The 23846-nt window shown below is 53.2% G+C and carries 17 protein-coding genes; 11 read left to right on the top strand and 6 right to left on the bottom strand.

What is annotated here, in order from left to right:
* Positions 1 to 91: 91 nt before the first annotated feature.
* Positions 92 to 151, bottom strand: coding sequence for a type I toxin-antitoxin system Ibs family toxin (locus OGY71_RS23165; protein ID WP_141110480.1), 60 nt, complete (start codon positions 149 to 151; stop codon positions 92 to 94).
* Between the two features lie 279 nt (positions 152 to 430).
* Between OGY71_RS23165 and OGY71_RS03830 the strand changes: the two genes are divergently transcribed.
* The 8 genes from OGY71_RS03830 (at position 431) to trhP (ending at position 13393) form a co-directional block, all read left to right on the top strand.
* Entirely contained in the window at positions 431 to 1678 is a 1248-nt protein-coding gene (locus tag OGY71_RS03830) for an MdtA/MuxA family multidrug efflux RND transporter periplasmic adaptor subunit (RefSeq protein WP_197385704.1), read from the top strand.
* A complete protein-coding gene (locus OGY71_RS03835; protein WP_003834274.1) occupies positions 1678 to 4800 on the top strand; it encodes an MdtB/MuxB family multidrug efflux RND transporter permease subunit in 3123 nt (1040 codons plus the stop codon). The genes OGY71_RS03830 and OGY71_RS03835 overlap by 1 nt, the downstream gene beginning before the upstream one ends.
* A complete protein-coding gene (gene mdtC / locus OGY71_RS03840; RefSeq protein WP_286612885.1) occupies positions 4801 to 7881 on the top strand; it encodes a multidrug efflux RND transporter permease subunit MdtC in 3081 nt (1026 codons plus the stop codon). It begins immediately after the preceding gene.
* Positions 7878 to 9290: an MFS transporter gene (locus tag OGY71_RS03845; protein ID WP_003834276.1), complete on the top strand. Its 1413-nt coding sequence runs from the start codon at positions 7878 to 7880 to the stop codon at positions 9288 to 9290. The genes mdtC and OGY71_RS03845 overlap by 4 nt, the downstream gene beginning before the upstream one ends.
* Positions 9290 to 10693, top strand: coding sequence for an envelope stress sensor histidine kinase BaeS (gene baeS / locus OGY71_RS03850; RefSeq protein ID WP_286586988.1), 1404 nt, complete (start codon positions 9290 to 9292; stop codon positions 10691 to 10693). The genes OGY71_RS03845 and baeS overlap by 1 nt, the downstream gene beginning before the upstream one ends.
* Positions 10690 to 11412 (top strand): envelope stress response regulator BaeR, encoded by a 723-nt coding sequence (gene baeR, locus OGY71_RS03855; protein WP_003834278.1) that lies wholly within the window; start codon positions 10690 to 10692, stop codon positions 11410 to 11412. The genes baeS and baeR overlap by 4 nt, the downstream gene beginning before the upstream one ends.
* A 127-nt stretch (positions 11413 to 11539) precedes the next feature.
* Positions 11540 to 11872, top strand: a complete 333-nt coding sequence (locus OGY71_RS03860) for a YegP family protein (protein ID WP_003834279.1) — start codon at positions 11540 to 11542, stop codon at positions 11870 to 11872.
* 159 nt (positions 11873 to 12031) lie between these two features.
* Entirely contained in the window at positions 12032 to 13393 is a 1362-nt protein-coding gene (trhP, locus tag OGY71_RS03865) for a prephenate-dependent tRNA uridine(34) hydroxylase TrhP (protein WP_286612888.1), read from the top strand.
* A 268-nt stretch (positions 13394 to 13661) separates the two neighbouring features.
* On the opposite strand, the gene clpA is transcribed toward trhP, so the two are convergent.
* Together clpA and clpS are read right to left on the bottom strand one after the other, a co-directional pair.
* Positions 13662 to 15938 (bottom strand): ATP-dependent Clp protease ATP-binding subunit ClpA, encoded by a 2277-nt coding sequence (gene clpA, locus OGY71_RS03870; protein WP_003036804.1) that lies wholly within the window; start codon positions 15936 to 15938, stop codon positions 13662 to 13664.
* Positions 15939 to 15968: 30 nt separating this feature from the next.
* Positions 15969 to 16289 (bottom strand): ATP-dependent Clp protease adapter ClpS, encoded by a 321-nt coding sequence (gene clpS / locus OGY71_RS03875; protein ID WP_003036810.1) that lies wholly within the window; start codon positions 16287 to 16289, stop codon positions 15969 to 15971.
* Positions 16290 to 16612: 323 nt separating this feature from the next.
* Between clpS and cspD the strand changes: the two genes are divergently transcribed.
* A complete protein-coding gene (cspD, locus tag OGY71_RS03880; RefSeq protein ID WP_003036813.1) occupies positions 16613 to 16837 on the top strand; it encodes a cold shock-like protein CspD in 225 nt (74 codons plus the stop codon).
* 74 nt (positions 16838 to 16911) lie between these two features.
* Here cspD and macB read toward each other — a convergent pair whose 3' ends face one another.
* Together macB and macA are read right to left on the bottom strand one after the other, a co-directional pair.
* Complete coding sequence (gene macB, locus OGY71_RS03885; RefSeq protein ID WP_286612890.1) at positions 16912 to 18858, bottom strand: macrolide ABC transporter ATP-binding protein/permease MacB; 1947 nt, start codon at positions 18856 to 18858, stop codon at positions 16912 to 16914.
* Complete coding sequence (gene macA / locus OGY71_RS03890) at positions 18855 to 19970, bottom strand: macrolide transporter subunit MacA (protein ID WP_286612892.1); 1116 nt, start codon at positions 19968 to 19970, stop codon at positions 18855 to 18857. Before macA ends, macB begins: the two co-directional genes overlap by 4 nt.
* Positions 19971 to 20129: 159 nt before the next feature.
* Here macA and OGY71_RS03895 point away from each other — a divergent pair, with 159 nt between their 5' ends.
* The gene (locus tag OGY71_RS03895) at positions 20130 to 21080 is read left to right on the top strand and encodes a VirK/YbjX family protein (protein WP_003834290.1); all 951 of its coding nucleotides are present in this window, start codon (positions 20130 to 20132) and stop codon (positions 21078 to 21080) included.
* Here the strand turns inward: OGY71_RS03895 and OGY71_RS03900 are convergent.
* A complete protein-coding gene (locus OGY71_RS03900) occupies positions 21077 to 22735 on the bottom strand; it encodes an ATP-dependent endonuclease (RefSeq protein ID WP_003834292.1) in 1659 nt (552 codons plus the stop codon). The two genes, OGY71_RS03895 and OGY71_RS03900, sit on opposite strands and share 4 nt — an antisense overlap.
* A 372-nt stretch (positions 22736 to 23107) precedes the next feature.
* Between OGY71_RS03900 and aqpZ the strand changes: the two genes are divergently transcribed.
* Positions 23108 to 23803, top strand: coding sequence for an aquaporin Z (gene aqpZ / locus OGY71_RS03905; protein WP_003834293.1), 696 nt, complete (start codon positions 23108 to 23110; stop codon positions 23801 to 23803).
* Positions 23804 to 23846: the final 43 nt, after the last annotated feature.

The following is a 23846-nucleotide window of genomic DNA, read 5'->3' on the forward strand; positions in this document are numbered from 1 at the left end:
CATGGTGAAAAGTGTGCATATTGACATCATCCTTGCTGTGGCTTATTTTCAGGAGTGAGGGTTAGGGAGGGTTTCCCCTCCCCCTGGTGTCTTAGTAAGCCGGTAAGCTAACGACTAAGAGTATCACCAGTATGATGACGTACTTCATCATAACCCTTTCCTTATTTTGGCCCCTTCCTCGGGAGGGGCTTTCCCGTTCCAGCGTCCCGCTGAAATCTCTGGCTTTCCTCCTTTTTGCCTTGTCAGCACTCTATCGCACAATTGCGCATTCGCTATCTTCACCACCGATTGTTGCGTAACGCCTCGCAAAGCCGCGTCAGCATTCAGACGAATCCCGACAGTGTTTCATAATTCCTCCATTTTTCTCCCTTGTTCACTGGCTAAACTAGTATCATTCCGCGAATCGTTTCAGGATGAGAAACTCATAACAATGAAAGGCAGTAATAAATCCCGCTGGGTGATAGCAATCGTGATCGTCGTGGCCGCCGTCGCCGCCATCTGGTTCTGGCAAAGCCACAGTGCATCCCAGGGAACCGCACCGGGCGCGACCAAACCCGCGCAGCACACGGCGGGGTCAGGACGGCGTGGAATGCGCTCCGGACCGTTGGCTCCCGTGCAGGCTGCCACCGCCACCGAGGAAGCCGTGCCACGCTATCTGACAGGGCTGGGGACCGTTACTGCCGCAAATACCGCCACGGTGCGTAGTCGGGTGGATGGTCAACTCATCGCCTTACACTTTGAGGAAGGACAACAGGTGAAAGCCGGCGACCTGCTGGCAGAGATAGATCCCAGCCAGTTCAAAGTTGCTCTGGCTCAGGCGCAGGGACAACTGGCAAAAGATAAAGCCACGCTGGCGAATGCCCGTCGCGATCTTGCCCGCTATCAACAGTTGGTTAAAACCAATCTGGTCTCCCGCCAGGAACTGGATGCCCAGCAGGCGCTGGTCAACGAGACGTTAGGCACAATCAAAGCGGATGAAGCCAGCGTCGCCAGCGCTCAGTTGCAGCTCGACTGGAGTCGGATAACCGCGCCTGTCGATGGTCGTGTCGGCCTGAAACAGGTCGATGTCGGTAACCAAATTTCCAGCGGCGATACCACCGGAATTGTCGTCATTACGCAAACGCATCCCATCGACCTGATATTTACTTTGCCTGAAAACGACATTGCTACCGTGTTGCAGGCACAAAAATCGGGGAGCCAGCTGAAGGTCGAAGCCTGGGACCGAACCAATTCGCAAAAGCTCAGCGAAGGCGTCCTGCTCAGTCTCGACAATCAGATTGATGCCACCACCGGAACAATCAAAGTTAAGGCTCGTTTTTCCAATCAGGATGATGCCTTATTCCCTAACCAGTTCGTTAACGCCCGCATGCTGGTCGACACACAACAAAATGCCGTTGTGATCCCAACTGCCGCCCTGCAGATGGGCAACGAAGGCCACTTTGTCTGGGTACTGAATAGCGATAACAAAGTGAGCAAACATCTGGTGAAACCGGGTATTCAGGATAGCCAAAAAGTGGTGATCGCCGCCGGGCTGTCTGCGGGCGATCGAGTCGTGACCGACGGTATCGATCGTCTGACGGAAGGCGCAAAAGTCGAAGTCGTTGAGGCGCACGACGCCTCTGTTTCCGATGAGAAAACAGCGCCACGCGGATACGGCAAAAAAGGAGCCAACTCCTGATGCAGGTGTTACCTCCGGACAGCACAGGCGGACCATCGCGCCTGTTTATTCTGCGCCCCGTCGCCACCACTCTGCTGATGGTCGCGATTTTGCTTGCCGGTATTATCGGCTATCGCTTCCTGCCAATCGCCGCCTTACCTGAAGTGGATTACCCCACGATTCAGGTCGTTACGCTCTACCCCGGCGCCAGCCCGGACGTCATGACCTCGGCGGTCACCGCACCGCTTGAACGTCAGTTCGGGCAGATGTCTGGCTTAAAACAGATGTCATCACAAAGTTCCGGTGGCGCATCGGTCGTTACGTTACAGTTTCAACTGACGCTCCCGTTGGATGTTGCCGAGCAGGAAGTTCAGGCCGCGATTAACGCCGCCACCAATTTATTACCCAGCGATCTCCCTAACCCTCCGGTCTACAGCAAGGTAAACCCGGCAGATCCGCCGATCATGACACTGGCGGTCACTTCCAGCGCCATGCCGATGACGCAGGTGGAAGATATGGTCGAAACCCGCGTCGCGCAGAAAATCTCTCAGGTATCCGGCGTGGGTCTGGTAACACTTTCCGGAGGGCAACGTCCGGCGGTCCGCGTGAAACTTAACGCTCAGGCCATTGCCGCACTCGGTCTGACCAGCGAAACCATCCGTACGGCCATTACCGGTGCCAACGTCAATTCAGCAAAAGGGAGTCTTGATGGCCCAACGCGTGCCGTTACCCTTTCAGCCAACGACCAGATGCAGTCCGCAGACGAATATCGTCAGCTCATTATTGCCTATAAAAACGGTGCGCCGGTTCGTTTGGGCGATGTCGCCACCGTCGAACAAGGAGCAGAAAACAGCTGGCTGGGCGCATGGGCCAATAAGCAACAAGCTATAGTGATGAATGTTCAGCGCCAACCTGGCGCGAACATCATCTCCACGGCAGACAGTATCCGCCAGATGCTGCCGCAGCTTACCGAAAGCCTGCCCAAATCGGTTAAGGTAAGCGTACTTTCCGATCGTACGACCAATATCCGTGCGTCCGTAGCGGATACCCAATTTGAGTTGATGCTGGCGATTGCGCTGGTAGTCATGATTATCTACCTGTTTTTGCGCAATATTCCGGCAACCATTATTCCTGCGGTCGCCGTACCGTTATCGTTAATCGGTACTTTCGCGGTGATGGTATTCCTCGATTTCTCCATCAACAACCTGACCCTCATGGCGCTAACCATTGCGACAGGTTTTGTGGTGGATGACGCTATCGTGGTTATCGAGAATATTTCACGCTATATCGAAAAAGGCGAAAAACCGCTGACTGCTGCCCTGAAGGGCGCGGGCGAGATTGGTTTTACCATCATCTCTCTGACATTTTCACTGATCGCCGTACTGATCCCACTGCTGTTTATGGGAGATATCGTAGGTCGATTGTTCCGTGAGTTCGCTGTGACGCTGGCCGTAGCGATTCTGATTTCCGCCGTTGTCTCGCTCACTCTTACGCCGATGATGTGCGCGCGTATGCTGAATCAGGCCTCATTACGTAAGCAAAACCGCTTCTCCCGTGCCTCAGAGCGAATGTTTGATCGCGTTATTGCCGGGTACGGACACTGGCTGGCGAAAGTGCTCAACCATCCGTGGCTCACGCTCAGCGTAGCGCTCGGCACGCTGGCGCTGAGCGTTATGCTATGGGTCTTTATCCCCAAAGGCTTCTTTCCGATCCAGGATAACGGCATTATCCAGGGAACGCTACAGGCGCCACAGTCCAGCTCATTTGCCAGCATGGCCCAGCGCCAGCGTCAGGTTTCAGATGTCATTCTGAAAGATCCGGCAGTAGAAAGCCTGACCGCTTTTGTCGGTGTGGACGGCACTAATACGGCATTGAACAGCGCGCGCTTACAAATCAACCTTAAGCCGCTGGATGAACGCGACGATCGGGTGCAGAAAGTGATTGCGCGCCTACAGGACGCGGTTGACAGAGTTCCCGGCGTTGACCTTTATCTTCAGCCCACTCAGGACCTGACGATTGATACTCAGGTCAGCCGGACGCAATATCAGTTCACGCTGCAAGCGACATCCCTTGATGCCCTCAGCACCTGGGTTCCACAACTGATAGCAAAACTAAATCAGCTACCGCAACTGTCCGATGTCAGTAGCGACTGGCAGGACAAAGGGCTGGTAGCATATGTGAACGTCAATCGCGACAGCGCCAGCCGTTTGGGCATCAGCATGTCAGATGTCGACAACGCCCTGTACAACGCCTTCGGCCAGCGACTGATTTCAACTATCTACACCCAGGCAAATCAGTATCGCGTGGTGTTAGAACATGACACCAACAATACACCGGGGCTTGCGGCACTGGATACAATACGTCTGACCAGTAGCGACGGTGGCATAGTACCGCTCAGCGCGATCGCCAGCATTGAACAGCGTTTTGCCCCACTGTCGATTAACCACCTCGATCAGTTCCCGGTCACCACCATCTCGTTCAACGTGCCAGACGAGTGGTCGCTGGGTGATGCGGTACAGGCCATTCTGGATACCGAAAAAACGCTTAACTTGCCCGCAAATATTACCACCCAGTTCCAGGGCAGTACGCTCGCCTTTCAGGCCGCGCTGGGAAATACCATCTGGTTGATTGTGGCTGCGGTTGTCGCGATGTATATCGTCCTCGGCGTGCTGTATGAGAGCTTTATTCACCCAATTACTATTCTCTCCACGTTGCCGACGGCGGGTGTCGGGGCGCTTCTGGCGTTAATGATTGCCGGCAGCGAACTGGACGTCATCGCGATTATCGGCATAATTTTGCTCATCGGTATCGTCAAGAAAAACGCCATCATGATGATCGATTTTGCCCTTGCCGCGGAGCGCGAACAGGGAATGTCACCACGCGATGCCATTTTCCAGGCCTGTCTGCTGCGTTTTCGCCCGATCCTGATGACTACACTGGCGGCACTGCTCGGCGCGTTGCCGCTGATGTTGAGTACCGGCGTGGGCGCAGAGTTACGTCGCCCATTAGGTATTGGCATGGTCGGTGGGCTGCTGGTGAGTCAGGTATTAACCCTGTTTACCACCCCGGTGATTTATCTGCTGTTTGACCGTCTGTCGTTGTACGTGAAAAGCCGCTTCCCGCGTCAGGAAGAGGAAGCGTAAATGAAATTTTTCGCGCTTTTCATTCATCGTCCAGTGGCGACCATTCTCATTTCGGTAGCCATCACCCTGTGCGGCATACTCGGATTTCGTCTGCTGCCGGTCGCTCCGCTGCCGCAGGTGGATTTTCCGGTGATCATGGTCAGCGCATCGTTACCGGGTGCCTCACCCGAAACGATGGCGTCCTCGGTCGCAACTCCGCTGGAGCGCTCGCTGGGGCGCATTGCGGGCGTGAACGAAATGACATCAAGCAGTTCACTTGGCAGTACGCGTATTATTCTCGAATTCAAATTCGACCGTGACATCAATGGCGCGGCGCGGGACGTTCAGGCCGCGATTAACGCCGCGCAAAGTCTGCTACCCAGCGGGATGCCGAGCCGACCAACATATCGCAAAGCCAACCCTTCCGATGCGCCAATCATGATCCTGACGCTAACATCGGACACGTACTCGCAAGGTGAATTGTACGATTTCGCATCAACCCAGCTGGCGCAGACCATCGCACAAATCGACGGCGTGGGCGACGTGGACGTTGGTGGCAGCTCACTGCCTGCCGTGCGTGTAGGGCTTAATCCGCAGGCGCTGTTTAACCAGGGTGTGTCGCTGGATGACGTGCGTAGCGCAATTGACAACGCCAACGTGCGTAAGCCGCAGGGTGCTATCGAGAATGATACTCACCGCTGGCAGGTCCAAACCAACGATGAGCTGAAAACCGCCGCCGAATACCAGCCGATCATCATCCACTACAATAACGGCGCGGCGGTGCGACTGGGCGACGTTGCGTCTGTAACCGACTCGGTGCAGGACGTACGCAACGCGGGGATGACCAATGCCAAACCGGCCATTCTGTTGATGATCCGCAAGCTACCGGAAGCCAATATCATTCAGACGGTAGACAGCATTCGCGCCAAATTACCGGAGCTACAAACGCTGGTACCGGCCGCCATCGATCTGCAAATCGCCCAGGACCGCTCGCCGACCATTCGCGCCTCGCTGGAAGAAGTCGAACAGACGCTGATTATCTCCGTGGCGCTGGTTATCCTGGTGGTCTTTATTTTCCTGCGCTCCGGGCGTGCGACGCTGATCCCCGCGGTAGCTGTTCCGGTCTCGCTGATCGGTACCTTTGCCGCCATGTATCTGTGTGGATTCAGCCTGAACAACCTGTCGTTGATGGCGTTAACCATTGCCACGGGATTTGTCGTCGATGACGCCATCGTGGTGCTGGAAAATATTGCCCGCCACCTGGAAGCAGGAATGAAGCCTCTCCAGGCAGCGTTACAGGGTACGCGCGAAGTGGGATTCACCGTGCTTTCCATGAGTCTGTCGCTGGTGGCGGTGTTCCTGCCACTGCTATTAATGGGCGGATTGCCTGGGCGCTTGCTGCGCGAATTTGCCGTCACGCTGTCGGTTGCTATCGGTATCTCGCTGCTGGTGTCGCTGACATTAACGCCAATGATGTGCGGCTGGATGCTCAAATCTAGCTCCCCGCGCGAACAGTCTCGCAAACGGGGTTTTGGTCGTGTGCTGGTGGCGCTGCAACAGAGTTACGGCACCTCGCTTAAATGGGTGCTGCACCATACGCGGCTGGTAGGCGTGGTGTTGCTTGGCACCATTGCGCTGAATATCTGGCTTTATATTTCCATCCCCAAAACCTTCTTCCCGGAGCAGGATACGGGTGTATTGATGGGTGGGATCCAGGCCGACCAGAGCATCTCATTTCAGGCCATGCGCGGCAAACTGCAGGACTTTATGAAGATCATCCGCGACGACCCGGCGGTGAATAACGTCACCGGTTTTACCGGTGGTTCGCGGGTCAACAGCGGGATGATGTTTATTACCCTCAAGCCACGTGATGAGCGCCATGAAACCGCTCAGCAGGTGATCGACCGCCTGCGCGTCGCGCTTTCAAAAGAGCCAGGTGCGAATCTGTTTTTAATGGCGGTGCAAGATATTCGCGTTGGTGGACGCCAGGCCAACGCCAGCTATCAATACACATTGCTGTCCGACGATCTCGCGGCGCTGCGTGAGTGGGAACCGAAGATCCGTAAGGCGCTTGCCGCACTGCCCCAACTGGCAGACGTCAACTCCGATCAGCAGGACAATGGCGCGGAGATGAATCTGATTTACGATCGCGACACCATGTCTCGTCTGGGGATCGACGTGGCAGCCGCCAACAGCCTGTTGAATAATGCTTTCGGACAACGACAGATCTCTACCATCTATCAGCCGATGAACCAGTACAAAGTGGTGATGGAGGTCGATCGACGTTACACCCAGGACATCAGCGCACTGGACAAAATGTTCGTCATCAACAATGACGGTAAAGCGATCCCGTTATCGTACTTTGCCAAATGGCAGCCGGCGAATGCGCCACTGTCTGTGAACCATCAGGGCTTGTCTGCCGCCTCAACCGTGTCGTTTAACCTGCCGACAGGTTCTTCACTGTCAGAAGCGACAGAGGCCATCAACAGAACCATGACCCAGCTCGGCGTCCCTTCCACGGTTCGCGGTAGCTTTGCCGGTACCGCACAGGTATTTCAGGACACGATGAATTCGCAGGTGATCCTGATTATCGCCGCCATCGCCACGGTCTATATCGTGCTGGGTATGCTGTATGAAAGCTATGTCCATCCGCTGACCATCCTCTCCACGCTACCTTCGGCTGGCGTCGGGGCGTTGCTGGCGCTGGAACTGTTCAATGCCCCGTTCAGCCTAATCGCCCTGATAGGGATCATGCTATTAATTGGCATTGTGAAGAAAAACGCCATCATGATGGTCGATTTTGCGCTGGAAGCGCAGAGAAACGGCAAGCTACAGCCGGAAGAAGCTATTTTCCAGGCCTGCTTGTGGCGCTTTCGCCCAATAATGATGACCACGCTGGCGGCGTTGTTTGGCGCGTTGCCGTTGGTGTTATCCGCAGGCGATGGCTCTGAACTGCGTCAGCCTTTGGGGATAACCATTGTCGGTGGGCTGGTCGTGAGTCAGCTCCTGACGCTGTACACCACGCCCGTGGTCTATCTCTTTTTCGACCGTCTGCGTCTGCGTTTTTCGCGTAAAAACAGCAAACCGGTAGCAGAGTTATGACAGAACTTCCCGACAGCACCCGCTGGCAACTTTGGATTGTGGCATTTGGCTTTTTTATGCAGTCGCTGGATACCACCATCGTTAACACCGCGCTTCCCTCGATGGCGGCAAGCCTCGGGGAAAGCCCGTTACACATGCATATGGTCATTGTGTCATATGTTTTAACTGTGGCCGTGATGCTGCCCGCCAGCGGATGGCTGGCGGACAAAGTTGGCGTGCGTAATATCTTCTTCACCGCCATCATCCTATTTACGCTTGGCTCGCTGTTTTGCGCCGGGTCCAGCACGCTCAACGAGCTGGTGATGGCGCGCGTCTTACAAGGCGTTGGCGGCGCGATGATGGTGCCGGTCGGCAGGCTAACGGTGATGAAAATCGTCCCGCGTGAGCAATATATGGCGGCAATGACGTTTGTCACTTTACCCGGTCAAATCGGCCCGCTGCTGGGCCCGGCGTTAGGCGGAATTCTGGTTGAATACGCCTCCTGGCACTGGATATTTTTGATTAACATTCCGGTTGGTATTGTCGGTGCGATAGCGACGTTAATGCTGATGCCCAACTACACCATGCAAACCCGACGTTTCGACCTCTCTGGGTTCGCGATGCTGGCGGTCGGCATGGCGGTACTGACGCTGGCGCTCGATGGCAGCAAAGGAACCGGCCTCTCCAGTATCACGCTGGCGGCGTTGGTTATCTGCGGGGTGTTGGCTATTGCGCTGTATCTGAAACACGCCCATCGTAATCCGCGTGCGCTATTCAGCCTGAATCTGTTTCGCACACCAACCTTCTCGCTAGGTCTGTTCGGCAGTTTTGCCGGACGCATCGGCAGCGGCATGTTGCCGTTTATGACACCGGTGTTTTTACAGATTGGCCTCGGTTTTTCACCTTTTCATGCCGGGCTGATGATGATCCCGATGGTGCTGGGCAGTATGGGCATGAAGCGCATTGTGGTGCAGGTCGTTAACCGCTTTGGTTACCGTCGTGTGCTGATTACCACTACGCTTGGCCTTTCGCTGGTCAGTCTGTTGCTAATGACCACGGCACTGCTGGGCTGGTATTACGCCCTGCCCTTCGTGCTGTTTTTACAGGGAATGGTCAACTCAACGCGTTTTTCATCCATGAACACGCTTACGTTAAAAGATCTGCCTGACGATCTGGCCAGCAGCGGTAACAGCCTGCTGTCGATGATCATGCAGCTATCGATGAGTATTGGTGTGACCATCGCAGGCCTGCTGCTGGGCATGTTCGGCCAACAGCATATCGCCATCGACAGCGGAAGTACGCATACCGTCTTTATGTATACCTGGCTGTGCATCGCCTTCATTATTGCGCTGCCCGCCATTATTTTTGCCCGCGTGCCGAACGACACGCAAACCAACGCGGTGATTTCACGGCGCAAAAGGAGCACCTGATGAAGTTCTGGCGGCCCGGTATCACCGGCAAACTGTTTCTGGCAATTTTCGCCACCTGCATTGTGTTGCTGATCAGCATGCACTGGGCCGTACGCATTAGCTTCGAACGTGGTTTTATTGACTATATCAAGCACGGCAACGAGCAGCGGCTGCAAATGCTCAGCGACGCATTAAGCGAGCAGTACGAGCAGCACGGCAACTGGAGATTCTTACGCAATAACGATCGTTTTGTTTTCCAGATCCTGCGCTCTTTTGAACACGATAACGACGATGATAAACCGGGCCCAGGCATGCCGCCACACGGCTGGCGTACACAGTTTTGGGTTGTCGACCAAAATGCCCGCGTGCTGGTCGGCCCGCGCGGCCCAGTTCCTCGCGACGGCATGCGCCATCCCATACGCGTTAACGGTAGCGAAGTGGGCGCCGTGATCGCCTCTCCTGTAGAACGCTTAACGCGGAATACGGATATCAATTTCGACATGCAGCAAAGACGATCCAGTTGGCTTATCGTTGCGCTCTCCACGATCCTGGCCGCGCTGGCGACGTTTACGCTGGCGCGCAGCCTGCTGGCCCCGGTTAAACGGTTGGTGGAAGGCACGCACAAACTGGCAGCGGGCGATTTCACCACTCGCGTTACGCCAACCAGTACGGATGAGCTGGGCAAGCTGGCGCAGGACTTCAACCAGCTCGCCAGTACGTTGGAAAAAAACCAGCAGATGCGTCGTGACTTTATGGCCGATATTTCTCACGAACTGCGTACGCCGTTGGCGGTGTTGCGCGGTGAACTGGAGGCCATTCAGGATGGCGTACGCCAGTTTACCCCTGACTCCGTTGCCTCGTTGCAGGCTGAAGTCGGTACGCTCACCAAACTGGTTGACGACCTTCATCAGCTCTCCATGTCAGATGAAGGCGCGCTGGCCTATCAGAAAACATCGCTGGACCTCATCCCCCTATTGGAAGTGGCAAGCGGCGCATTTCGTGAACGCTTCGCCAGCCGTGGATTGACCATACAGCTTTCGCTCCCCGACAGCATGACGGTATTTGGTGACAGGGATCGTCTGATGCAGCTGTTCAACAACCTGCTGGAAAACAGTCTGCGCTACACCGATAGCGGTGGCGGGTTGCATATCAGCGCCGAACAACGCGAACGCATGGTGTTATTAACCTTCGCAGATTCCGCTCCTGGCGTAAGTGACGAGCAGTTACAGAAGCTGTTTGAACGATTTTATCGCACCGAAGGCTCGCGCAACCGCGCCAGCGGAGGTTCCGGATTGGGGCTGGCGATTTGCGTCAATATCGTACTGGCGCATAATGGTCTGATTCGTGCCGCCCATTCGCCTTTTGGTGGGGTTAGCATTACAGTAGAGTTACCGCTGGAACGCGATTTACAGAGAGATGTATGACTGAGTTACCCATTGATGAAAACACACCGCGTATTCTGATCGTGGAAGATGAGCCTAAGCTGGGGCAACTGCTGATCGACTACCTGCGGGCAGCGAGCTATGCCCCTACGCTGATCAACCACGGCGACCTTGTTCTGCCTTACGTGCGTCAAACGCCGCCCGATCTGATCTTGTTGGATCTGATGCTGCCCGGTACCGACGGTCTGACCCTGTGTCGGGAAATCCGCCGCTTCTCAGAAGTCCCCATCATGATGGTAACCGCTAAAATCGAAGAGATTGATCGCCTGCTGGGGCTGGAGATCGGTGCTGATGATTATATTTGTAAACCTTACAGCCCGCGCGAAGTTGTCGCGCGCGTAAAAACGATCCTGCGCCGATGCAAACCGCAGCGCGAACTGCAACAAATGGATGCAGAAAGCCCGCTTATCGTCGATGAAGGCCGTTTTCAGGCCTCCTGGCGTGGGAAGATGCTCGATTTAACGCCCGCCGAATTCCGCTTACTTAAAACGTTGTCACATGAGCCGGGAAAAGTGTTCTCCCGTGAACAGTTGCTCAATCATCTCTATGACGATTACCGCGTCGTTACCGACCGCACCATCGACAGCCATATTAAGAACCTGCGACGCAAGCTGGAGTCGCTGGATGCCGAGCAGTCGTTTATCCGCGCGGTCTATGGCGTGGGGTATCGCTGGGAAGCCGACGCCTGCCGAATTGCTTAAACTCTCCTGCCCTTCAGGGCTCCGTGAGCCCTGGTAACTAGCAACTCTCCAAATATCGCTCATACTGTTTCTGACAATACTGTCGTCAATAACTGTTTGATATAAAACTTTTAATCAAGGAGTTCATATGGCTGGTTGGTTTGAATTAAGTAAGAGTAGCGATGATCAGTACCGCTTTGTTCTTAAAGCTGGGAACGGGGAAATAATCCTTACCAGTGAGCTTTACACTACAAAAGGCGCTGCAGAAAAAGGGATCGCATCTGTCCAGGCTAACAGCCCTCTGGATGAGCGTTATGAGAAAAAAACAGCGGCTAATGGCAAATTACATTTCAACCTGAAAGCTGCAAACCACCAGATTATTGGTAGCAGTCAACTGTATGCGAATGAACAGTCACGCGAGACCGGTATTGCTTCAGTTAAGACCAATGGTGCCAGTCAGACGATAAAAGATAAGACCTGATAATTACTCGCTCAGCCGGGTAACGCAACGCTGTCGCCCGGCGTTTTTCTTTACCTGACTTCCTCGCAGCGCTACAATGCCCGCCCTTAATATGGGGGCACTCCCCTAACCGCCTCATTGAGTGAGGCGAGTCTGACCTGTCATCAGAACGAGAAAATTATGTTTAAACCGGAACTCCTTTCCCCGGCGGGAACGCTGAAAAACATGCGTTACGCTTTCGCCTATGGCGCAGACGCTGTGTATGCGGGCCAACCGCGTTACTCACTGCGCGTACGCAACAACGAATTCAACCACGAAAACCTGCAGCTCGGCATTAATGAAGCTCATGAACTGGGTAAAAAATTCTATGTGGTGGTTAACATTGCCCCACACAATGCCAAGCTGAAGACCTTCATTCGTGATCTGAAACCGGTGGTGGAAATGGGGCCGGATGCACTGATCATGTCAGACCCTGGTCTGATTATGCTGGTGCGCGAAAACTTCCCTGACATGGACATTCACCTTTCAGTACAGGCTAACGCCGTAAACTGGGCGACGGTGAAATTCTGGAAGCAGATGGGGCTGACCCGCGTGATCCTCTCCCGCGAGCTGTCGCTGGAAGAAATCGAAGAGATCCGCACCCAGGTGCCGGATATGGAGCTTGAGATCTTCGTTCACGGTGCGCTGTGTATGGCCTACTCCGGCCGTTGCCTGCTTTCTGGCTATATCAACAAACGTGACCCTAACCAGGGTACCTGCACCAATGCCTGCCGCTGGGAATACAACGTGCAGGAAGGCAAAGAAGACGTGGTGGGCAATATCGTACATAAATACGAGCCTATCCCGGTACAAAACGTTGAGCCTACGCTGGGTATCGGCGCACCGACAGACAAAGTCTTTATGATTGAAGAAGCCCAGCGTCCGGGTGAGTATATGACCGCGTTCGAAGACGAACATGGCACTTACATCATGAATTCGAAGGATTTGCGTGCCATTGCCCACGTTGAACGTCTGACGCAGATGGGTGTGCATTCCCTGAAGATCGAAGGCCGCACCAAGTCATACTATTACTGTGCACGTACCGCGCAGGTCTATCGTAAAGCCATTGATGATGCCGCAGCCGGTAAACCGTTCGACCCGCAACTGCTGGAAACGCTGGAAGGTCTGGCACATCGTGGTTACACCGAAGGGTTCCTGCGCCGCCATACACATGACGACTATCAGAACTACGAATACGGTTTCTCTGTTTCCGAGCGTCAGCAGTTTGTCGGCGAATTCACCGGCGAACGTAAAGGTGAACTGGCAGCCGTACTGGTGAAAAACAAATTCACCGTCGGCGACAGCCTGGAGCTGATGACCCCACATGGCAACATCAACTTTACTCTCGAACAGATGGAAAACGCGAAAGGCGAATCGATGCCGGTTGCGCCGGGCGATGGTTACACCGTGTGGATGCCTGTACCGGAGGATATCGATCTGAATTATGCATTGTTGATGCGTAATTTTACCGGTGAGTCCACGCGCGACCCGCATGCTAAGTAGTTAATTACGGTTATTTTTCAGCGTTCGGAAGATTCTTAGAAATCGATCACATACCGTTTCGTTCATTAAGGGTATTATCCCCTCCGCTGAAAAACATAACCCATAAATGCTAGCTGTACCAGGAACCACCTCCTTAGCCTGCGTAATCTCCCTTACGCAGGCTTATTTTTTGCCTGTCGTTTAAACTCCCTGAATACCCCAATTCAAATCACTTTTATCAGGCGAAAAAAAACCGGGCATTACACCCGGCTGATTAGGTGATTAAAGATTAATGTGCAGCTTCTGGCTTGTGCTTTTGCGCACTCTGGAAACCATAAGTCAGCTCATTTTTCTCTTTATCCAGCGCAACGGTCACCTGGCCACCATCCACCAGCGAACCGAACAGCAGTTCGTTAGCCAATGGTTTTTTCAGGTTATCCTGGACAACACGCGTCATTGGACGTGCGCCCATTGCGCGGTCGTAGCCTTTCTCTGCCAGCCAGTCACGTGCTTCCTGGCTCACTTCCAGAGAGACACCTTTCTGATCCAGCTGAACCTGAAGCTCGACGATAAACTTATCAACAACCTGATGAATCACCTCGGTAGAGAGATGATCAAACCAGATAATGTTGTCGAGGCGGTTACGGAATTCCGGCGTAAACACTTTTTTGATTTCGCCCATTGCATCAGTACTATTGTCCTGATGAATCAACCCAATCGATTTACGCTCAGTTTCACGCACACCGGCGTTGGTGGTCATGACCAGCACCACATTGCGGAAATCCGCTTTACGCCCGTTATTGTCGGTCAGCGTGCCGTTATCCATCACCTGCAACAGCAGGTTAAAGACATCCGGGTGTGCTTTTTCGATTTCATCCAGCAGCAGTACCGCATGCGGATGCTTAATAACAGCATCGGTCAGCAAACCGCCCTGGTCGAAACCGACATACCCCGGAGGCGCACCAATCAGGCGGCTGACGGTGTGGCGTTCCATATATTCGGACATATCAAAACGCAGCAGTTCAATGCCGAGTGCTTTGGACAACTGCACCGTGACTTCGGTCTTACCGACGCCAGTTGGTCCGGCAAACAGGAACGAACCGACCGGTTTATGCTCGTGTCCCAGACCGGCACGGCTCATTTTGATCGCTTCAGTCAGCGCCTCAATGGCTTTATCTTGTCCGAATACCAGCATTTTCAGACGGTTGCCCAGGTTTTTCAGCGTGTCGCGATCGCTCTGCGAAACGCTCTTCTCCGGGATCCGCGCAATGCGGGCCACAACGGACTCGATATCCGCCACGTTGACGGTTTTCTTGCGCTTGCTGACCGGCATCAGACGCGCACGCGCGCCCGCCTCATCAATCACGTCAATCGCTTTATCCGGCAGATGACGATCGTTAATGTATTTCACCGCCAGCTCGACCGCTGCACGCACCGCTTTGGCGGTATAGCGGACGTCATGGTGCGCTTCGTATTTCGGCTTCAGACCGTTGATTATCTGCACGGTCTCTTCTACCGATGGCTCAGTGACATCGATTTTCTGGAAACGACGCGCTAACGCACGATCTTTTTCAAAGATATTGCTGAATTCCTGATAGGTTGTGGACCCTATCACACGAATCTTCCCGCTGGAGAGCAACGGCTTGATAAGGTTAGCCGCATCCACCTGGCCGCCCGATGCCGCACCCGCACCAATAATGGTGTGGATCTCATCGATAAACAGAATGCTGTTAGTATCCTGTTCCAGCTGTTTCAACAGCGCCTTAAAGCGTTTTTCAAAATCACCGCGATATTTGGTGCCTGCCAGCAGCGAGCCGATATCCAGGGAGTAAAGAGTACAATCAGCCATAATTTCAGGCACATCACCCTGGACGATACGCCAGGCGAGACCTTCGGCAATGGCGGTTTTACCGACACCAGACTCTCCCACCAGCAGCGGGTTGTTTTTTCTGCGACGGCACAGTACCTGAATGGCGCGCTCCAGCTCTTTGTCCCGGCCAATGAGCGGATCAATTCCGCCCACTCGGGCAAGCTGGTTAAGGTTAGTCGTGAAGTTTTCCATACGGTCCTCCCCGCCAGCTTGCTCTTCGTTATTTGGCTGATTCCCAGAGTCAGAAGACTGGCTGGGTTCGTCTTTGCGCGTGCCATGAGAAATAAAATTCACCACATCAAGACGACTTACTTCATGCTTACGCAGCAGATAAGCCGCCTGAGATTCCTGCTCGCTGAAGATAGCGACCAGCACATTTGCGCCGGTAACTTCATTGCGCCCGGAGGACTGAACATGAAAGACCGCGCGTTGCAGTACACGCTGAAAACTCAACGTTGGCTGCGTGTCGCGCTCTTCCTCACTGGCAGGCAATACAGGTGTGGTCTGTTCAATGAAGGCTTCGAGTTCCTGACGGAGCGCCACCAGATCCACAGAACACGCTTCCAGCGCTTCGCGGGCCGATGGGTTACTGAGCAACGCCAGTAACAAGTGCTCGACGGTCATAAACTCATGTCGGTGCTCGCGCGCTCTGGCGAAAGCCATGTTTAAACTGAGTTCCAGTTCTTGATTGAGCATAGGCACCTCCCCCAATGTTTATGCCTGCATTCAGGCTTTTTCCAGCGTACACAGCAACGGATGCTCGTTCTCCCTCGCATATTTGTTCACCATCGCTACTTTGGTTTCAGCCACTTCGGCAGTGAACACACCGCAGATAGCTTTACCTTGATAGTGAACTGCAAGCATCAGTTGCGTTGCACGTTCTACATCATAAGAAAAGAATTTTTGTAACACGTCAATAACAAACTCCATCGGAGTGTAATCATCATTGACTAATATCACTTTATACATAGATGGCGGTTTTAGCGCGTCGCGCAATTTGTCTTCCGCCAGCAGATCGAAATCCAGCCAGTCGTTCGTCTTACCCATTGTCAGTCGTCATCTTCAGTTACGGTTTCCGGCAGAAAATCTTGCCGCTGACAAGCAGCCTATGCGCACAATCAATCTACCTCAAGTATTAGATAACTATCATCTATTAGTGCCATCCGCGACATCTGTCACATAACCGACAATAGCGTTAACTGCTTCAAATTTTGATGCATTTTTACCCTATTCCGTCTGTATGGCGCTTGACGCCCCGCCTGATTTCTCTAAATTGTAGTTTCGAGAGTTGGCGAGGTTTTGAACAGCCCCCACTCCGCCACCGGTTCATTCCATCTTACTTATATAAGATTTACGAAGGATGTCGAAGTATGGAAACGGGTACTGTTAAGTGGTTCAACAACGCCAAAGGGTTTGGTTTCATTTGCCCCGAAGGCGGCGGCGAAGATATTTTCGCCCATTACTCCACCATTCAGATGGATGGTTACAGAACGCTAAAAGCCGGACAGTCTGTCCAGTTTGATGTCCACCAGGGGCCAAAAGGCAATCATGCCAGTGTCATCGTGCCTGTCATTGAAGCAGAAGCTGTCGCATAGCTCTTCTGTCTCATTGTGTACATCCCGCAGTCAAAATGCCAGCCCTTGCGGCTGGCATTTTTATCTCTGTGGCATTATTCCCGCGCCAGAGCATCTACCGGATCCAGACGTGCCGCATTCCGCGCCGGTAGCCAGCCAAACAACACCCCGGTTGCAGTCGAACACAGGAAAGCCGTCAACAGCGCGACGGGTGAAAATCCAATTTCCCAGCCCGGCAGAAATAGCTGTAGCGTAAAGGCGATCAGCATCGACAGGCTAATGCCCAACGCGCCGCCAACCAGACACACCAACACTGCTTCAATTAAGAACTGTTGCAGCACGTCACTGGCGCGAGCGCCAACCGCCATACGAATGCCAATCTCACGCGTTCGTTCGGTTACCGAAACCAGCATAATATTCATCACGCCAATCCCACCGACCACCAGCGAAATCACCGCCACCAGCGTCAGGAAGAGTTGTAATGTACGTGTGGTCTTTTCGGCGGTTTTCAAGATACCGTCCATATTCCAGGTGAAGAAATCCTTCTTACCGTGGCGCAACGTCAACAGTCGGGTCAGTTGCTGTTCGGCCTGGGCACTGTCAAAACCATCCTTCACCCGCACGGTGATCGAGTTCAGCCACGACTGTCCCATTATGCGCCCGGACATAGTGCTGTAAGGCAGCCAGACACGCAGGATCTTGCTACTGCCAAACATCGACTGTTTCTCTTCTGCAACACCAATCACCGTGGCAGGCATATTCCCCACCAGCACGACCTCGCCAACAACTTTCGCTTTGTTGGGGAACAACTGACGACGGGTATTGCTGTCGAGCACCACCACCTGAGCACGCCCCGCCAGTTGCTCGGCGTTAAAGGTGGTCCCTTCGCTAAATGTCATGCCGTAGACGTTGAAATAGTCGCTGCTAACGCCATTAGCACTGGCAGCAACATCGATGTTGCCATAGCGTAACCGCAGGTTCTTCGACACTGCAGGCGTTACTGAACTGACCCAGGGCTGCTTCTTTAGCGCCGTCAAATCGTCATACTTCAACGCCTGTTGATATTGCGGATCGTCGTCGCCGAAATCTTTGCCTGGATAGATATCAATGGTGTTAGTACCAATAGCGCGAATATCTGCCAGTACCAGCTGTTTAGCCGCATCGCCTACCACCACAATCGACACCACCGAAGCAATACCGATGATGATCCCAAGCATGGTCAGTAGCGTTCGCATTTTATTCGCGGCCATTGCCAGCCAGGCCATGGTAAGCGCTTCACGAAAACCGCTGACAAATTGGCTCCAGCCGGATGCCGTTTTCACCGTTGGCTCCGCGATATCGCGTCCGCCAGAGGGTTTCTGTGGCGGTGGATTGCGCACAATCTCGCCGTCACGAATTTCAATGACCCGTTCGGCCTGCGCGGCGACCTGGCTGTCGTGAGTAACGATAATTACCGTATGCCCGCGATCGCGCAGCTGATGCAAAATCGCCATCACCTCTTCGCCGGAATGGCTATCCAGTGCACCGGTGGGTTCGTCGGCAAGAATAACCTGCCCCCCGTTCATCAGCGCACGCGCGATACTGACCCGCTGCTGCTGACCACCGGAAAGCTGGGAAGGTTGATAGTCAACCCGGTCACCCAACCCCAGCCGCTGGAGTAATTCCTGCGCACGCGCCAGGCGCTGCTTACGTTCAGTGCCAGCGTAGACCGCGGGTACCTCAACGTTTTGTGCGGCGGTTAAATGCGACAGCAGGTGATAGCGCTGGAAGATAAAACCAAAATGCTCACGACGGAGTTGCGCTAGCGCATCGCTATCCAGCGTAGAGACATCGCGTCCGGCAACGCGATACGTACCGCTGGTTGGCTTATCCAGACAGCCGAGAATGTTCATCAGCGTCGATTTACCCGAACCCGACGCCCCGACAATCGCCACCATTTCCCCGGCCTGAATGCTCAAGGATACGTCCTTCAACACCTCAACCTGGTCTTCACCTGACGGATAGCTGCGGCGGATATGGCTCAGCTCAAGCAATGCTGTCATTTTGCAGCTCCAGCGTTGCCCTCACCGGTAATGACTTCATCCCCCTCTTCCAGCCCTTTCACGATCTCCACATCGGTGTCATTACGCGCGCCGATAACCACTTCACGTTCGCGGGTTTCGCCGTTACGCAGCAGCCTGACGTTATAACGATTATTGCCAATAGGATCGCCCAGCGCCGACAGCGGGATGGTCAGGACATTTTTGACATCCGTGAGCTGGATATGGACCTGCGCGGTCATATCCAGACGCAGGATCCCTTTCGGGTTTGGAACTTCGAAGCGGGCATAGAAGAAAATCGCATCATTCACTTTCTCTGGCGTCGGAAGAACATCTTTGAGTTTACCTTCATAGCGTGTTTGCGGATCGCCCAGCACGGTAAACCAGGCCTTTTGCCCTGGATGCAGGTGAATTACATCAGCCTCAGAAACCTGCGCTTTTACCAGCATGGTGCTCATATCCGCCAGCGTCAGAATATTAGGGGCCTGCTGGGCGGCAATAACGGTTTGCCCTTGCAGCGTAGTAATTTGCGTTACTTCGCCAGCCATTGGCGCAACGATGCGGGTGTAATCAAGGTTGGTTTTTGCCGTATCGAGTGAGGCCTGATTACGTTTAATTTGCGCGTCAATTGTGCCAATTTGCGCCTGTTTGACCGCCATTTCGGTGGCCGCCGTGTCGAGATCCTGCTGTGAAACAGCCTGGGTTTTCGCCAGCTGTTGTTGGCGGGAAAGAGTAACCCGCGCCAGCTTCCACTCAGCTTCGGCTTGTAAACGCTGGGCGCGCAATTCCATCAGCGTTGCTTCAACCTCTTTGATTTGGTTTTGCGCCTGTTCAGGATCGATAACGCCGAGCAACTGATCCTTTTTTACTTTATCGCCAATCGCAACCGACAGCGTTTTTAACTGCCCGCTGACCTGCGCCCCGACGTCAACTTTACGCAGCGCATCCAGCTTACCGGTAGCCAACACGCTTTGCTGCAGATCGCCAGGACGAACAATTAATGTTTGATACTGAGGTAAAGGCGCATTAAGCGTTCGCCAAAGTGCAATTACCGCCACAATAAGGATGATGGCGAACAGAAAATAGCGTTTTTTGATTTTTCCCTTGAGCTTCATAAATGTCCCAATTCCCCCAATACGTCCACCAGAGTGGAGTGCTAAACATCAACGTTAAATAAATCGCCGTTGAAAAGCGCAAGAATAACAGAGTTATTGATGAATGGTTAAGATCCGCTGTGCTGAAATTAGTACAAGGGTATCAATCGGATTTATATTATGAGCCAGCTAACTGAAAGCACTTTTCATTCTTCAAAACCAGTTACAAGTTTTAGCCTCTTTTGTAGCCTGATGACCGGACATTGGCGCCCCGGACAATTTTGGCATCAGCGTAGCTTTCGTCGTAAGTTTTTGTTGCGCTCAGCGCTTATGCCGCGATTAACGCGTGAATGGATGACCGAGTTGGCGCAATGGCCTGACCTTGATAGCATACTTGCACGCCAGCCACGATTGCCGGTTCGTTTGCATCGCGCCTATCTCGCGAAAAATCTTGACCACAAAACGAAACTGGATGCCGTGCGTTATCATTACAATGCTATCCGTAGCTTTTTTTCAGCCACTGAATTTAAGAATTATTTAAGTGAAGATGGATTACAACTAGCACAAATTGAGGGAAAAAATAGCGAAGTATTTAGCGTAATAATGACTTCATTCATCATACTGGATAAAGAAGGTGAAAGCACCATTCTGGTACGCAATTGCACTGGCGAGACTTTAGCGGAAATGACGTTTACGCTGTGCAATTATGAAGGGAGCAGTACACTGTTTATTGGCGGGTTACAGGGAGGCAGCCGATTACTGCCACATGAAGAAATTCAAAAAGCGACCAAATCATGCCATGGGATTTTCCCAAAACGTATTGTGATGGAAGCCATTTGCTGTTTTGCGGAACAATTAAATATCGAACAAATTCTGGCTGTAAGCAATGAACAGCATATTTTTCGCAGCCCGCGCTACGACGATAAAAACAAGGTAATCCTTTCCGACTACAACACTTTTTGGGAGTCGGTTGGCGGTGAGTGCGACAGCAACGGGTACTATCATATTCCGCGCACGCTGGCGCGAAAAAGCGAGGCGGATATTGCGAGCAAAAAACGCGCAGAATACCGCCGCCGCTATCAGCTACTGGACAGCATCCATTCGCAGCTGTCGTCGATGTTTCGCCACTAATCCGCTCTGCCGCGTGCCAGCCACAGCACGCGGGAAAACATTTTTCGCAGCAGCGTTGGCACCGCATCAACGCCCCGCCGCCCGGCTTCCATCGCCACCTCGATCGCCAGATCCGGTTTTGACGACCGGTGAATCGCCTTGGAGATTATTTTGCGCATATTCATAGGCACGTTCTCCGGAATTTGCGCCACCCGGTGAAAGACGTCAGCAAACCCCTGGCGATACATAAAGTGTTCCATATCCAGCGCGGGGAGCATGGTCAAATGCTCGCGCTCTTCCTCTCTGTCGTCATTCAATAAGCTACGTACCGTGGCCGCGTACTTTTTCCCGGCTTCATCTCCATCGACCAGCACATGCCACTCTATTCCCATCCGGCGGGCGAATTTAACCAGCGGCTTAAGACCGGACTGGGCAAATTCAATGACTTTAATCCCTTCCGCATCAAAGTGGTGTCCGCACTGGCGGGCCAGTTCGTTAATCACCCAGGTTTCCGTTTCACCTTCTACCAGCAACCAGCAGCGGGCAAACAACGATGACGCACGATTAAAACGAATATGAAATGCGATTCGCCGACCATCTTCTGCACTGATCCCACCCGGCCCCAGCCGCCAGGCAGCGACGCGGGATGATTCACGTACCAGACGAACAACATGTTCAACAGGCGTAAGGGACAGCAGCTCACCGGAGTTGGTGGTCGCCACTCGCTGCAGAGGCAGTAAATTCAACAAGTGCCAGGCCACCGACAGCATGATGGGATGTAAACGCGTTTCTGGATCTTCCACCAGCAATAAAGGTCGGGCGTCTTTATCCAGCCTTAGCGTGCCTTTGGCCTGCAACAAGGTCGAAAACAGGCCCAACAGAATAACCCGGTGCGTACGTCCGCCGGGTTTATCAATCATGCGGTTAATAATGTCCAGATAGCGCCAGCTCCGTTGTTCGTTATTGGAGCGACGGCGCATCAGACGGTAGCGGGACTGGCCAGCCCCCTGCTCGGAAAAATAGTGCTCCAACAACTGAACCATGGCCGATAATCCCTGGCGGATCTGCCCGTCGGTCAGGTTTTGCGGCCGGGTAGCCAGCTCACGCGCCAGAAAATCCAGTTGGCGGGCGGTGACTTCGACATCCGCCGAATCTGGCACCGTACCGTTGCGGATCCGTCGCATAAATCGCGCGTCACGCAGACGCAGTACCGGCATCAGGCGCACGAGGTGTCGCGCCTGATCGTTAATGTCATCGAGAGGTAATGGATGTCCGTCGCCGTCAAGAAAACTGCGCAAGGTCAGAACGCTACCGTCATCCGCACACTCGCCTTCCAGGCGATAAAAAATGCGGTGATAGCCATCCTGGCACGGCGTCCAGCTAGCTTCCAGAGGACGATAGCGACGCACCCGGTGACGACCTGGTTGGGATTCACGAAACGTCAGGATAATGTGCAGGTGGTGTTCCCGGCCCTGTATATCACCCGGCGGGAACCAGAAATCCTCGCGGACAAAATGATACAGGTCTGACTCCGGCGACAGCAGCAGAGTCAAGGCATCCAGCAGACTGGATTTACCCCACGCGTTCTCCCCAATCAGCACGTTGCTCTGCTCCAGCATCAACGACAGACGGTTAATACCACGAAATCCAACAATCTCAACGCGTTCGAGAATCATATAGCCTCCGGAAATGCTAACTTTTTCCTTCAAGTTATCAGGAGTATAACGGCAAGCGGGCGCTCAGGACACCCGGTATGATCAGGAGGTTAGTAGCAGAAATTGAAAAATATAAGAATATTCTTCTTATGTTTTCCTCGGAATATTATTTCAGAACTCAATCATCACCTTTTCCTAATTGAACTATGCTTCATTCATCCAATATTCATAAAGGAATAACAACATATTGCCTTAAATCAAATTTTTTCATCAATTTAACTGGCGAAGGGATGATGTTTTTTTCTAAAATACCCGCTCTTTCATCATCGTCCCTTTTTAGCGATGAATTACCGGGCAAGGAACTCGAACCCGGAACTTTTAATTGAGGTGGTTATGTTCAGGAAATTAGCAGCTGAATTCTTCGGTACGTTTTGGCTCGTCTTTGGCGGGTGCGGTAGCGCAATACTGGCCGCAGCATTCCCGGAGTTGGGTATTGGATTTGCCGGTGTGGCCCTGGCGTTTGGTCTGACGGTACTGACCATGGCTTTCGCCGTAGGACATATTTCCGGTGGACACTTTAACCCAGCGGTAACCTTCGGTTTATGGGCTGGCGGTCGCTTCCCGGCAAAAGACGTTATTGGTTACGTTATTGCTCAGGTTGTGGGCGGTATTGTTGCAGCTGCGGCACTGTATCTTATTGCCAGCGGTAAAGCAGGTTTTGATGCAACGGCCAGTGGTTTTGCTTCGAACGGCTTTGGTGAACATTCACCAGGCGGTTATTCCATGCTTTCTGCCGTCGTCATTGAAATTATTCTGACCGCAGGTTTCTTATTAGTGATCCACGGCGCGACCGATAAACATGCTCCGGCAGGTTTTGCACCTATCGCAATTGGTCTGGCGTTAACACTGATTCACTTGATCAGTATTCCGGTCACCAACACTTCTGTAAACCCGGCACGTAGTACCGCAGTCGCCATCTTCCAGGGCGGTTGGGCACTGCAACAATTGTGGTTCTTCTGGGTTATGCCGATCATCGGTGGGGTACTCGGCGGTCTTATTTACCGCACTCTGCTGGAAAAACGCGATTAATCGCTAACAAAAAGACCTGACTATTGTCAGGTCTTTTTTCTCC

The sequence above is a fragment of the Citrobacter sp. Cpo109 genome, from assembly GCF_030332565.1.
Classification (GTDB): Bacteria; Pseudomonadota; Gammaproteobacteria; order Enterobacterales; family Enterobacteriaceae; genus Citrobacter; species Citrobacter portucalensis.